The sequence below is a fragment of the Pseudomonas sp. FeN3W genome, assembly GCA_030263805.2.
Lineage (GTDB): Bacteria > Pseudomonadota > Gammaproteobacteria > Pseudomonadales > Pseudomonadaceae > Stutzerimonas > Stutzerimonas stutzeri_G.
In genome coordinates this window covers 3967362-3980840 of sequence record CP136010.1, presented here as the reverse complement: position 1 = coordinate 3980840, position 13479 = coordinate 3967362, and the positions used below count along the sequence as shown (strand labels likewise).

Genomic DNA, 13479 nt, shown 5'->3' with positions numbered 1-13479 from the left:
GCGCAGCCAGACTGAAAATCAACCCTCGACGCGCTTGCGACGGCGCAACTGCATCAAGTACTGCACAGGACCGGAGGCCGCGTACGCCAGGAAGATCAGCAGCAGAATGCGAGGCGGGTCACTGAACACGACGGCGAACACAAGCACGACTACCAGGATAGCGACAAAGGGTACGCGCCCTTTCAAATCGAGGTCCTTGAAGCTGTAGTACTTGATATTGCTGACCATCAGCAAACCTGCTGCCGCGACCATAAGCGCGAACAGCATGACCAGTATCAGCGGCAGATCGACGCCGCGAATACCAACCTCATCCAATGCCCAGACCGCCCAGACCCAGCCGGCAACCACTCCCGCCGCAGCCGGGCTAGCCAAACCAATGAACCAGCGCCTGTCCACCTTGCCGATCTGGGTGTTGAAGCGCGCCAGACGCAGCGCGGCGCAAGCGACATAGATGAAGGCGACGGTGAGCCCAACATTGCCCAGTTCGGACAATGCCCACTCGTACGCCAGCACTGCGGGGGCCAGGCCAAAGGCAACCATGTCTGACAGCGAATCGTACTCGGCACCAAAGGCGCTTTGAGTATTGGTCAGACGAGCCACGCGTCCGTCCAGACTATCGAGCACCATAGCGACGAATACCGTGGCGGCCGCCACATAGAAGTTGCCGTTAATCGCGGTGATGATCGAAAAAAAACCAGCAAAAAGATTGGCGGTGGTGAACAGATTGGGCAGCAGATAGATACCACGATGACGAACCTTGCGCCCGTCAGGCTCCTGGGTCTCCTCGACATGCTCGTCGATCGGCAGGATGCTTTCTGGCTCGACTGGCTTGTTCGGCTCTTCGGGTTGTCCACTCATGCGCATTCACCTTCTACAACAGGTTATGGATAGATTTCGACCAGATCTGGAGACTTGGGGTTCAGCCTGACCAAAGCCGCGTTTTATACCAGAAGCCTGGCAGGCAGAACGAAAAAACGCGGCCGAAGCCGCGTTTTCTTGAACAGTAGAACGATCAGTTCTTGCTCTTGTCGACGATCTTGTTCGCCGCGATCCAAGGCATCATCGCACGCAGCTTCTCGCCGACCACTTCGATACCGTGCGCCGCGTTGTTGCGACGGTAGGCAGTCATCGACGGATAGTTGGCAGCGCCTTCGGTGATGAACATCTTGGCGTATTCGCCGTCCTGAATGCGCTTCAGGGCATTGCGCATGGCGGCGCGGGACTCGGCGTTGATTACTTCAGGACCGGTCACGTACTCGCCGTACTCGGCGTTGTTGGAGATCGAGTAGTTCATGTTGGCGATGCCGCCTTCGAACATCAGATCGACGATCAGCTTCAGCTCGTGCAGACACTCGAAGTAGGCCATTTCCGGCGCGTAGCCAGCTTCGACCAGTGTTTCAAAGCCAGCCTTGACCAACTCAACGCAACCGCCACAGAGAACAGCCTGCTCGCCGAACAGGTCGGTTTCGGTTTCGTCCTTGAAGGTGGTTTCGATGATGCCGGTACGGCCACCGCCGACGCCACAGGCATAGGACAGTGCGACGTTACGGGCATTGCCGGAAGCGTCCTGGTAGATCGCGATCAGGTCAGGGATGCCGCCGCCCTTGACGAACTCGGAACGCACGGTGTGACCTGGCGCCTTCGGAGCGATCATGATCACGTCCAGATCGGCACGCGGTACAACCTGGTTGTAGTGGATCGAGAAGCCGTGAGCGAAGGCCAGGGTCGCGCCCTGCTTCAGGTTCGGCTCGATTTCGTCCTTGTACAGACGGCCCTGGAACTCGTCCGGGGTCAGGATCATTACCAGATCGGCAGCGGCAACGGCAGCCGGCACGTCGCTGACCTTCAGGCCATGGGCCTCGGCCTTGGCAATCGAGGACGAGCCCGGACGCAGGCCGACGGTGACGTCGACGCCGGAATCCTTCAGGTTGCACGCGTGCGCGTGGCCCTGGGAGCCGTAACCGATGATGGCGACCTTCTTGCCCTGAATGATGGAGAGGTCGCAGTCTTTATCGTAAGAAACCTTCATGAATTACCCCTGTTGCCGGCCTCGTGGGCCATTCGATAAAACGTTGCTGACTGGTGAGACGACGCGTCCGCCAGCCGTTAGATACTCAGCACCTTGTCACCGCGGGAAATCCCGGTGACGCCACTGCGCACAACTTCCAGAATCGAGGCAGTGCCAACGGCCTGGATGAAACTGTCCAGCTTGTCGCTGGTTCCGGCCAGCTGAATCGTATAGACGCTGGTGGTCACGTCGACGATCTGCCCGCGGAAAATATCGGTGGTGCGCTTGACCTCGGCGCGCTGGGCACCGGTGGCCTTAACCTTGATAAGCATCAGTTCGCGCTCGATATGGGCGCTTTCCGACAGGTCAACCAGCTTGACCACCTCAACCAGCTTGTTGAGGTTCTTGGTGATCTGCTCGATCACCTCCTCGTGACCTACCGTGGTCAGCGTCAGACGCGACAGGGTCGGGTCTTCGGTCGGCGCCACGGTGAGGCTTTCGATGTTGTAGTTGCGTTGCGAAAACAGACCGACCACACGAGACAGCGCACCCGGTTCGTTTTCCATCAGCAGGGAAATGATGTGTCTCATGATCAGGTCCGCTCCGTCTTGCTCAACCACATGTCACGCATCGCGCCATCCTTGATCTGCATCGGATAGACGTGCTCGGCCGTGTCGACGGCGATATCCAGGAAGACCAGGCGATTCTTCATGGCGAATGCCTCTTCCATCATCGGCTTGAGGTCCTTGAGGTCGGTGATGCGCATTCCGACATGACCATAAGCTTCGGCCAGCTTGACGAAGTCCGGCAGCGACTCCATGTAGGAGTGCGAATAGCGGCTGTTGTACACCATGTCCTGCCACTGACGGACCATGCCCAGCGCACCGTTGTTGAGGTTGACGATCTTCACCGGCAGGTCGTACTGCAGGCAGGTGGACAGTTCCTGGATGTTCATCTGGATGCTGCCTTCGCCCGTCACCACCGCGACATCGGCTTCCGGGAAGTTCAGCTTCACGCCCATGGCTGCCGGCAGACCAAAGCCCATGGTGCCGAGGCCACCCGAGTTGAGCCAGCGGTTGGGCTTGTCGAACTTGTAGTACTGGCAGGCGAACATCTGATGTTGACCGACGTCCGAGGCTACATAAGCCTCGCCCTTGGTCACTTCGCAAAGCACCTCGATGGCCGCCTGAGGCTTGATGATCGAACCATCGCCCTTGTCATAGGGGAACAGCCCGCGGTTGCCGCGCCATTCATCGATCTGTTTCCACCAGCTGGCAACCGTCTCGGCATTCGGCGACTGGCCAATTTCCTTGACGATGGCGACCATCTCGGTGAGCACACTGTCGACCGGACCGACGATCGGGATGTCGGCTTTGATGGTCTTGGAGATCGACGCCGGATCGATGTCGATATGGATGATCTTGGCGTTCGGGCAGAACTTGGTCGCGCCATTGATGACGCGGTCATCGAAGCGCGCACCGACCGCCAGGATCACGTCGGAATGGTGCATCGCCAGATTGGCGGTGTAGCTACCGTGCATGCCGAGCATGCCGACGAACTGGCGGTCGCTGCCCGGATAGCATCCCAGCCCCATCAGAGTGTTGGTCACCGGCAGGTTGAGCATCTTCGCCAGCTCGGTCAGTTGCGCCGAAGCCTTGCCCAGGACCACGCCGCCACCGGCGTAAATGATGGGGCGCTTGGCTCCCAGCAGCAACTCCGCCGCCTTGCGAATCTGACCCGAATGCCCACGCACGGCTGGGCTGTACGAACGCAGCTTGGCCTTCTTCGGGTAAACGTATTCGAATTTTTCGGCCGGATTGGTCATATCCTTCGGGATATCGATGACAACCGGCCCTGGACGCCCGGACTCGGCGAGATAGAACGCCTTCTTCATCACTTCGGGGATTTCCGAAGGATGCTTGATCATGAAGCTGTGCTTCACGATGGGTCGGGAGATGCCGATCATGTCGGTTTCCTGGAAGGCATCGGTGCCGACCATGGTGCTGGGCACTTGACCGGAGATCACCACCATCGGGATCGAGTCCATGAAGGCGGTGGCGATACCGGTGATGGCGTTGGTCGCCCCAGGACCGGAAGTCACCAGCACCACGCCGGCCTTGCCGGTCGCGCGCGCATAGCCATCGGCCATGTGCGTGGCGGCCTGCTCGTGACGAACCAGGATGTGTTCGATGGCTTTTTCCTTGAAAAGCGCATCGTAGATATGCAGAACGGCACCGCCCGGGTACCCGTAAATGTACTTAACGCCTTCGTCACGCAGGGAGCGGACGACCATTTCAGCGCCGGATAAGAGTTCCACGTTGTTCACCTCTGAAACGCCAGATAGCGATTCCAAGTCGGAGCCGCCAGAAATAGGTTTACTGCCAGCAGGGCATGAGCGACGGTGGTCGCCGACTACGTCAGCCACTGACTGAGCCAGTATTGGAAGAGACCCTGGTGTCGCGGGCTCTCCACCCAGCGCGAGGTAACGCGTTGCGGGTGATGCAGGTCGGCGCGGGTAGCACCTCATGTCTGTCTAGACTGAGCCGGTATCGCTTGCGGCGAGGCGACTCAGGACAGCAAGCCTCGAATTGTTCGGATTCAGCACCAGCAAGTCAAGCTTGCCGTTGTGTTTGAGCAACGTTGAGCTGTGACAGGGTGCAGAAGCGGCGCTCCGGCTTTTGGGTATAGTGACCGCCAGTTTCCGATTTCAATGAAGGTAACAACATGCGATTCATGTTTCTTGCGGGCGGCTTGGTACTGGCGCTTTGCGGCAACGTCATGGCCGCCCAGGTATACAAGTGGGTAGACGCCCAGGGGGTCACGCACTTCGGCGCGCAACCGCCGCAAGGGCAGCAGGTGGAAACCGTCAACACCGTTACCGCACCGGCAAAACCGGCCGCGACGCCAGCCCCTGTCGCCGAGGACGAAACCGAGGCCGACCAGCAGAGCATCGATCGCAAGGTGAAGCAGCAGGTCGCCGAGCAAGAAGCCGAACGCAAGCGCTACTGCGAGACGATGCGCACCAACCTTGCGCAACTGCAGAACAATCCGCGAGTACGCGTCGAAGAGAAGGGCGAAACCCGGCGAATCACCGAAGAGGAGCGGCAGGCACGGATCGCAGAAACACGGGACAAGATCGCCGAAAACTGCAACTGATTCCGGCACTCCAGACATTGCGCTAGCGGCGCGCTAAGCCGCTCAGCGCGAAGGCGCCTCGATCAGCGCATCGAAAGCACGCAGCGCCTCGAGCAGACTGACTACCCGCACCTCTCGATAGACCACCTCTGCCATTGCACAGATGCCGGACGCCTGCGGCAAAGGCTGGCCCGCTTCGACGATCGATTTCATCCGCGGCAGGAATATCCACTGCAGCCATTGCTCGAAGCGCAGCGTGTCCACGCAAAACGGCTCGACGCTGGCCAGAGCCTCTGGTGCCGGGGGTTCGACACTCCACAGGTCAAGCGTGCGCAGTTCGCGCTCGATCAAAAGCAGCTGCTGCGCGACTGCCGGAAGGCGCGGGTCCATCACAGATTGACCTTGGCTCGTTCACGAGCCTGCGCGGCACCAGCACTGTCGCCCTGTCGCTCACGTGCCTGCGCAATCAACTCCCAGAGGCTGGCCTGCAACGCTGGGCGCCCGCTGGCATAACTCAATGCGCGGCGCGACAGCTGCTCCGCCTGAGTGGCATCCCCCTGCGCCAACCGGACCTGCGCCAGACGATAAAGGACCTGCGGCTCGCGTGGCGCAATACGCTGCGCACGTTCAAGACTGGAAGCCGCACCATTCAGGTCACCACCGCCCTGCTGCTGTTGAGCCGTAGTCAACAGCGCTAGCACTGGACCATCCAGCTGCTCATCGGCGGCCAGGCCGCTGCCGGAGGACGGAATACCGGTAGGCATGCTCGGCTGCTGCGTGCTGGCCGGCGCCGAGATTGACGGTGCCGGCTGCCACGCAGGCTGATCGCCGCCTGTCGCTCCACTCGCCCCGGAAAAGGGTGCATCTGGTGCGGCGAACGTCTCAAGCGGTGCAGAGGTGCCTTGCGGCACCATCACCACCACGCCAGAGTCCTCCTGCTGTTGCCTTGGCGTCGCAGCCGCGGCTGGCGCGCGATATCCCTGGCGAGCCGCCACCTCCTCGGAAACGGGAGCGCCCGAGTCCACCACGGGGATCGAACCACGATCCACGGTCGCGCAACCCTGTACCAGCGCCGCCGCAGCAACGACAGCCATCCACTGCTTGTTCACCAATTCAGACCTCTCAACGTAGAACCACGAAGCGCGCGACCTCTATGGCAATTACTCCAACCAGCCACGCACCCAATCCATGACCGACTCCGCTGGTGCCTGAATGCCGCAGCCAGGTCCAGGGGCTGGTTCGCTGCCGCGAATATAGGGCATCTGTACCGCATCCGGGCAGCGCTCATCCGTACCCAGGCCGCTTCGCGCATCCACCCAGGCATATGTCACGTTGTCCGGCACTGGCATCTGCAGAGGCAGTGGATCAGCCCGCCGCATGAAATCGCTCCACACCTGCAGCGCGCCGGTCGCCCCGGTCAGTGAAGTCTTGCCATTGTCATCACGACCCAACCAGACCACGGCCAGCAGATCCTGACTGAAGCCGGCGAACCAGCTGTCACGCGAATCGTTGGTGGTACCGGTCTTGCCAGCCAGGTTCAGCGACTGCGGCAGGCGGTTGTAAGCGGAGCGTCCCGTACCCTCGCGCATGGCACGCTGCATGGCGTACTGGGTCAGGTAGATCGCACCCGGATCGAAGCGCTGCTGAATCTGGAACGGATAACGCTTGAGAGGCTCACCGTCCGCGGTCAGCACGCTGCGAATGCCGCGCAACGGGGTGTTGAAGCCGCCGTTGGCCAGTGTCTGATACATGTCCGCCACCTCGATCGGCCGCAAACCACCCGCACCGAGCAGCATCGACGGATACGCCGGCCACTGTGGCGACGCACCCAGCCGCTCAAGCGTCTTCAGCACGTTCGGTACGCCGAGATCGAGCCCGAGTCTCGCCGTGGACAGGTTGTAGGAGTTCGCGAGCGCCTGATACAGGTAAACCGTGCCGTAGGCCTGACGCCCATAGTTCTGCGGCTTCCAGACCTGTCCATCGGCGCCCTTGACCGAGAAAGGCTCGTCTTCTAGCAGGCTGGTCAGCGTGTACTGGCTAGGCTTTTCCAGCGCGGCCAGGTAGATGGCCGGCTTGATCAGCGAGCCGATCGGCCGTGACGCATCGAGCGCGCGATTGAACCCCGCGAAGCCTGGTTGGCGACTGCCGAGCAAGGCCTGAATTTCACCGGTCTCAGGATTGGTCACGATCATCGCGCCTTCGACGCCCTCGGTGCTCTTGCCGAGACGCTTGAGGGTTTCGCTCATGGCCTGCTCGGCCTTGAGCTGGATCACCGGATCGAAACTGGTGAAGACGCGCAAGCCTTCTTCGGTGAGGTCCTCGTCCCGATAGTCCTCACGCAGCTGGCGCTTGACCAGATCGAGAAAGGCCGGATAGGAGCTGTCAGCCATGCTGCCACGCTGAGTCACGCCCAGCGGCGCCTGTTTGGCTTTTGCGATGTCCTCGGCCCTGACCACCTGTTGCTCGGCGAGCAGATCGAGCACCAGATTGCGCCGCTCCAACGCCCGCTCGGGGTTGCGTCGCGGGTTGTAGTAGGTAGGCCCTTTCACCATGCCGACCAGCAATGCCACCTGCGGCAACTTCAACTCGGCCAGCGGCTGGCCGAAGAAGTACTGGCTCGCCAGACCGAAGCCGTGAATGGCACGACGACCGTCCTGACCGAGGAACACCTCGTTCAGATAGGCTTCGAGAATTTCTTCCTTGTCGTAGTGCAGCTCCAGCAGCACCGCCATCATCGCCTCGGTGGCCTTGCGGCTGAGGCTGCGCTCGTTGGTCAGGTAGAAGTTCTTCACCAGCTGTTGAGTCAGCGTACTGCCCCCCTGGCGAACCTGGCCGGCGGTGAGGTTGACCCAGACGGCGCGAGCGATGGACTTGGGCGATACACCGAAGTGATTGAAGAACTCCCGATCCTCCACGGCGACCAGCGTTTCAACCAGATACGGCGGCACCTGATCGAGCTTGATCAGGATGCGATCCTCGTTGTGCGCGGGGTACAGCCCACCGATCAATACCGGCTCCAGCCGCGCGACCGGTAGCGAGCCGCCATTGGCAGCGCTGAGGCCGGCGACGAAATCGCCAGAGAAGCGCACCCGCAACCGCTGCGACTGCTCGGCGCCTTCATAGAACTGGAAGCCACGGGTGTGCAGCTCGATGTCATTGCCAGCCACCGATGCACCGCCCGGCCCGCTGACCGCCTTTTCACGGCGATAGCCCAACGCATCCAGTTCGGCGAGAAAATCCGTCTTGTTGAGCTTCTGCCCGACGAACAACTCCAGCGGTCGCGCATAGACCTTGGCCGGAATCGTCCAGCGCTTGCCGGAGAATTTCTCCTGCACCACGGCATCGAGATAAATGGCGAAACCGGCCAGGATCACCAGGCCGACGATGGACAGTTTGACCGCCCAGCCCAACCAGGGGCGAGCGCCAGCGGAGCGGCGCCTGGAGCGTGTACGGGGGGAGCGAGATTTAGTCATGGCGGCGCATTATACGCACTTTGCAGCCGCGGACCGACGGCCTCTCAGCGGTTTGCAGCGCAACGCACAGCAGCCATAATGCCTGCGACTTTTCGACTGTGTGGACTGCTTCGCAGTGGACTCGCACGCCCCGCTCAAGAACTTCAACAAGGAATGACCGTGAGCCAAGCACTGATCGCCGCCCTGCAGAATCCTGCCCTGTACCCGCATCCCACCGAGGGCTTTCGAGTCATCGAGACCCACATTTCCTGGGTCATCCTCACCGGCACCTACGCCTACAAGATCAAGAAGCCAGTGGACTTCGGCTTTCTCAACTTCACCGACCTTGCCTCGCGCAAGCACTTCTGCGAAGAAGAGCTGCGACTCAACCAGCGCATGGCGCCGGACCTGTATCTCGAAGTCGTGCCCATCAGCGGCTCACCGGATGCACCTGAGATCGGCGGCACAGGAGAACCCTTCGAATATGCGCTGAAGATGCGCGAGTTCCCGCAAACCCAGCTGCTGGCCGAACTGCAGGCGCGTGGCGAGTTGACGGACGCGCACATCGACGCCCTGGCCGAACAGATCGCCCATTTTCACCAGAGCACCCCACAGGTGCCTGCCGGCCATGCTCTGAGCAGCGCCGATGCGATCGTCGCGCCGATGCGGCAGAACTTCGAACAGATTCGCCCGCTGCTCAGCGAAGCGGCGGACCTCCGCCAGCTGGATGCGCTCGAAGAATGGACCGAAACCAGTATCGAGCGCCTGCGTCCGCTGCTCGACCAGCGCTGCCAGCAAGGTTTCGTTCGCGAATGTCACGGCGATCTTCACCTGGGCAATGCCACATTGATCGATGGCAAGGTGGTGCTGTTCGACTGCATCGAGTTCAACGAGCCGTTTCGCCTGATCGATACCGCATCCGACGCTGCCTTCCTGGCCATGGACCTGGAGGATCGTGGCCTGAAATGCCAGGCGCGCCGGTTCATCAACGGCTGGCTGGAGTACACCGGCGACTATGCGGCGCTGGCGTTGCTGAATCTGTACAAGGCCTATCGCGCCCTGGTACGCGCCAAGGTCAGCCTGTTCCGGCTGTATCAGGAGCAGGACGCCGTGCAACGCAAGGTGATCGTGCGTCAGTACCGCGGCTATGCCAATCTGGCCGAAAGCTACAGCGCCATCCCGTCACGCTTTCTCGCCATCACCCATGGTGTGTCCGCCGTAGGCAAGAGCCACGTTGCGCTACGCCTGGTCGAGGCCCTTGGCGCGATACGCCTGCGCTCGGACGTCGAACGCAAGCGCTTGCATGGCGAGCAGCCCGAAGCTCAACAGGGCCAGCTCGATGCCGGCATCTACAGCCAGCAGGCCAGCGATGAGACCTACAAGCGGCTGCACCAGCTGGCAACGACCGGGCTGCAGGCCGGTTTTTCCGTGGTGATCGACGCGGCGTACCTGAAGCAGCAACAGCGTCAGGATGCCTGGCAGGCGGCCGAAACCACTGGCGTGCCCTTTCTGATACTCGATTGCCAGGCGCCGGATGCGGTGATCGCGCAGTGGCTGGCGCAACGCCAGGCCGAGGGGCTCGATCCATCCGATGCGACCATGGAGGTAGTGCATGCGCAGCAGGCCAGCCGCGAGGCGCTGAGCGAAAGCGAGCGGCTGCATAGCCGCCGGGTCGATACCCAGGATGCCGGCAGCCTCGACGAGCTGGTCGCCAGCATCCGCCAGCACTTGCCCGGTCTCTGACCGTCAGGCACCGCCGCCGGCAGAGTGCGGCGGTGCTTCTATACTCCCGGTATTCCAATCGTGGAACACCGCTATGTCTGCCAGCGAATCGCCCGCCCCAAAGCCGGTCAGTGACAGCATCCAGCTGTTCTCCAGCCGCTCCACCGACTATGCACGCTTCCGCCCGACCTACCCCGAGGCGCTGTTCACCTGGCTCGCCAGCCAGTGCGCGGCCACCGACACCGTGCTCGACCTTGCGGCCGGCAACGGGCAAGCGAGCATCCCGCTGACACGACACTTTCATCGGGTCCTGGCCTGCGACGCGAGCGCCGAACAGCTCGAGGCTGGCGACACCTGGTCGGACGTGCAGCGTTTCGTCGCCGATGCGGAACATCTGCCATTGCGCAGCGGACAGCTCGATCTGCTGGTAGTCGCACAGGCCCTGCACTGGTTCGCCACGCCAGCATTCTTCAACCAGGCGCGGCGCGCACTGAAGCCGAACGGCCTGTTCTGTGCCTGGTGCTACAGCCTGCTGGAGGTATCGGCCGCAGTGGACGCGGTCATCCACAGGCTCTACTACGAAACACTCGCTGGTTGCTGGCCAGCCGGTCGCAGCAGCGTCGATGCCGGTTACCGCGATATCCAGCCTCCCTTCACACGTATCGAACCACCTCTGTTCGCCCTCGAAGCGCATTGGGATCTCTGCGAACTGACGGGCTATCTGCGCACCTGGTCTGCCGTGAAGCAATGGCAACAGCGGCATGGGCGCGACCCCATCGCATCGATCGAGCCCCAATTGTCATCCGCATGGGGCCCGGCGGATCAGCGGAGGCTTATCCGCTGGCCGCTACATTTTCTGACAGGCTTCCCCAACCGCTAGCACCGCAAGGACGCCGCCATGCACGACGAACTGCTTTCGCTCCGCAACCTCGGCAAGACCTCGGTGCAATGGCTGCACGCATCGGGCATTCACACCGCTGCGGATCTCCGACGATTGGGCGCGGTGAGTTCTTATCGCGCAGTGAAGGCGCGCGGATTCGGTGCCTCGAAGGTTCTGCTGTATGCCATCGAAGGGGCGCTGAGAGACGTCCCCTGGCAGCAGCTGCCGATCCCGCTGAAGGAAGAATTGAATCGTAATCTGGGCGCCGATCACGACAACTAGAGCTAGCTCACAACCTCCGCTCGGCGAGATTTACTCAGGCCTCGCCCAAGCCTATTGTGCGCCGACGTGACCCTGCCAATCGTCTGCCCGTTCGTTCAAGGATTACCGACATGTATTTACTCGGGGAGCAACCGGCCTACGCCGATCGCCTGATCAACCGCCTGCAAACCATCCCCACCCAGTTGCTCGAAGGCTTGCAGCCCTCAGGTCCCAACCTTGAACTCAAGCACACCGACGATCTGTGCGCCGAGCTGCCGGCACAGCAGCTTTTCATCATCGAGACCGGGCTACTGCACGCGCTGATCGACGGCAGGGCCCTGTTCTATCTGCAGGAAGGCGACCTGGTTGGATTGCGCCAGTCGGGCGATCTGCCGGAGTGCCGCTATTGCAGTGACGAACCCATCAGCCTGATCCCCTACTCGCGCAACGCGGTGTTCCAGCACATCCACTCCGATGAGCACCGCCAGGAATTGTTCATCCAGTACCTGATTGGTCATACCGCGCTGCTCGGCGACGCCCTTGCGCGCCTGAAGCAACCGGAGATCCGTCCAGCTACCGGCTTCAAGCATTTCGCCGCCGGTGAAGAGCTGATTCGCCAAGGCGACGAGGCAGACAACGTGTTCATCATCATCGAAGGCCACGCCGAGGCGATCGTCGACGGCCAGAAGGTCGGCGATGTACAAAAGGACGAGATCTTCGGCGCCATGGCGGTCTTCACCCGCGAGCGACGCAGCGCAACGGTGGTCGCCAGCGAGGCCTGCACGGTCATGGTCATTCCCAAGGAGCAGTTCCTCGGACTGACACAGAGCAACCCCCGCATCGCTCACAGCCTCATCGAAAGCATGGCGCGGCGCATTGATCTGCTGAACAAGGAAGTCACTCATCTGCGGATAAACGTTGCAGTCTAGGCGAGCTGCCCGAGCGAATATTTTTTTACGAAAGCCTGTTGACGCAGAAATGAGAATTGTTATTATTATCGCAACTGATCGCGAGGTCAGCCGATAGCTGAAGGCTCAGGCAGTCGATCCTTCAGGTTATCTCCTCATCAGGCTAATCACGGTTTTGACCCGGCTCTGCCGGGTCTTTTTTTTCCTGTAGAAAACGTCAGCCAGGTTACTTGCCCGATCGGCGCAGCTGTTCGCAATGATCCTGCTCAGGTTGCGCCGGGGTGTACCAGACATAGTCGGCCTGCGCAGCGGATACCGTCTCGCCCACTTCAGCAAGCATCAACACCGACACTGACTTCCCTGACAGATCCTCGACATGCAGCGGCACGCCCAGGTCTCGGCGCACATGGAACGCGCCGGCCAGCAGCATGACTGGCTCGGCTGCGGCGAGCACTCGCTCGGCCATGCGTCGATCACGCTGCTGCTGCACCGCCAACATCGCCGGCAGCTGGGAGGCCGGCAGCATCCCACAGTGAGAGGCCTCGATCTGCGCCAGCAATGCCTCGCTCACCGCCGCGGCCGTGGATTTGCGCCCCCGCAATGACGGTGCGGCGCGATAGATCGACATGATTTCGTCGCGCCCGAGATTGGCATGCAGCAATGGGTATGGTTGCGCAAGCGCGTATGAAACCAGCGGCCCGTACTGGCCCCAATCCCAGCCCTTCTGCCAACCCAGCGCCTCAGGAAGATCGGCTGGCGCTCGCCCCTCACGCACTTCGCGGCGCACCGCATCGACTAGGGCCTGCTGTTCAGGTTCGAGCATCTCCAGCAAGAGGCTGCCTTGCGGACGTTCTTCGCCCAGTGCTCGCAGCAACCAGAGCTGCAGGGCGTGGTGATCCGGATTGTCGTGCCGTTCGCCGACCAGCAACCGGTCTTGCGTCTGGAGCTCCGCCACCAGCTGCGCGGTCGTGAGCACCGTGTCGCTGCGCAGATCGACGATCAGACCGAGGTCCGGATGCTCAAGTCCTTCGGGGCTTTGCCATTCAGGCAGCGGCGGTAGGGCATGGCATCCCGTCAGCAAACCCAGCACAAGCAACGCAAGAATGCGCACGA

13 protein-coding genes are annotated in these 13479 nt (G+C 61.5%); 5 read left to right on the top strand and 8 right to left on the bottom strand.

Annotated features, from left to right (window positions below; genetic code table 11):
- Window positions 1-18: 18 nt before the first annotated feature.
- The 4 genes from pssA to P5704_018730 form a co-directional block, all read right to left on the bottom strand.
- On the bottom strand, window positions 19-858 hold the full coding sequence (gene pssA / locus P5704_018745; GenBank protein ID WOF78052.1) for a CDP-diacylglycerol--serine O-phosphatidyltransferase: 840 nt from the start codon (window positions 856-858) through the stop codon (window positions 19-21).
- 154 nt (window positions 859-1012) lie between these two features.
- On the bottom strand, window positions 1013-2029 hold the full coding sequence (ilvC, locus tag P5704_018740; protein ID WOF78051.1) for a ketol-acid reductoisomerase: 1017 nt from the start codon (window positions 2027-2029) through the stop codon (window positions 1013-1015).
- Between the two features lie 77 nt (window positions 2030-2106).
- Window positions 2107-2598 (bottom strand): acetolactate synthase small subunit, encoded by a 492-nt coding sequence (gene ilvN / locus P5704_018735; protein WOF78050.1) that lies wholly within the window; start codon window positions 2596-2598, stop codon window positions 2107-2109.
- A gap of 2 nt (window positions 2599-2600) precedes the next feature.
- Window positions 2601-4325 carry an acetolactate synthase 3 large subunit gene (locus P5704_018730; GenBank protein WOF78049.1) on the bottom strand — a complete coding sequence of 575 codons (1725 nt, stop codon included), beginning with the start codon at window positions 4323-4325 and terminating at the stop codon, window positions 2601-2603.
- Between the two features lie 407 nt (window positions 4326-4732).
- Here P5704_018730 and P5704_018725 point away from each other — a divergent pair, with 407 nt between their 5' ends.
- Complete coding sequence (locus P5704_018725; GenBank protein ID WOF78048.1) at window positions 4733-5164, top strand: DUF4124 domain-containing protein; 432 nt, start codon at window positions 4733-4735, stop codon at window positions 5162-5164.
- 42 nt (window positions 5165-5206) lie between these two features.
- On the opposite strand, the gene P5704_018720 is transcribed toward P5704_018725, so the two are convergent.
- From P5704_018720 to mrcB, 3 genes are all read right to left on the bottom strand, one after another.
- Window positions 5207-5533 carry a YqcC family protein gene (locus tag P5704_018720; protein WOF78047.1) on the bottom strand — a complete coding sequence of 109 codons (327 nt, stop codon included), beginning with the start codon at window positions 5531-5533 and terminating at the stop codon, window positions 5207-5209.
- Window positions 5533-6237 carry a tetratricopeptide repeat protein gene (locus P5704_018715; protein WOF78046.1) on the bottom strand — a complete coding sequence of 235 codons (705 nt, stop codon included), beginning with the start codon at window positions 6235-6237 and terminating at the stop codon, window positions 5533-5535. The genes P5704_018720 and P5704_018715 overlap by 1 nt, the downstream gene beginning before the upstream one ends.
- A 66-nt stretch (window positions 6238-6303) precedes the next feature.
- Window positions 6304-8616 (bottom strand): penicillin-binding protein 1B, encoded by a 2313-nt coding sequence (gene mrcB, locus P5704_018710; GenBank protein ID WOF78045.1) that lies wholly within the window; start codon window positions 8614-8616, stop codon window positions 6304-6306.
- A gap of 159 nt (window positions 8617-8775) precedes the next feature.
- Here mrcB and P5704_018705 point away from each other — a divergent pair, with 159 nt between their 5' ends.
- From P5704_018705 to P5704_018690, 4 genes are all read left to right on the top strand, one after another.
- Window positions 8776-10338 carry an AAA family ATPase gene (locus P5704_018705; protein WOF78044.1) on the top strand — a complete coding sequence of 521 codons (1563 nt, stop codon included), beginning with the start codon at window positions 8776-8778 and terminating at the stop codon, window positions 10336-10338.
- A 73-nt stretch (window positions 10339-10411) separates the two neighbouring features.
- Window positions 10412-11197 carry a class I SAM-dependent methyltransferase gene (locus tag P5704_018700; GenBank protein WOF78043.1) on the top strand — a complete coding sequence of 262 codons (786 nt, stop codon included), beginning with the start codon at window positions 10412-10414 and terminating at the stop codon, window positions 11195-11197.
- An 18-nt stretch (window positions 11198-11215) separates the two neighbouring features.
- Window positions 11216-11479, top strand: coding sequence for a TfoX/Sxy family protein (locus P5704_018695; GenBank protein ID WOF78042.1), 264 nt, complete (start codon window positions 11216-11218; stop codon window positions 11477-11479).
- Between the two features lie 110 nt (window positions 11480-11589).
- The gene (locus tag P5704_018690) at window positions 11590-12387 is read left to right on the top strand and encodes a cyclic nucleotide-binding domain-containing protein (protein ID WOF78041.1); all 798 of its coding nucleotides are present in this window, start codon (window positions 11590-11592) and stop codon (window positions 12385-12387) included.
- Between the two features lie 205 nt (window positions 12388-12592).
- On the opposite strand, the gene P5704_018685 is transcribed toward P5704_018690, so the two are convergent.
- Window positions 12593-13477 (bottom strand): ChaN family lipoprotein, encoded by an 885-nt coding sequence (locus P5704_018685; protein ID WOF78040.1) that lies wholly within the window; start codon window positions 13475-13477, stop codon window positions 12593-12595.
- Between the last annotated feature and the right edge of the window lie 2 nt (window positions 13478-13479).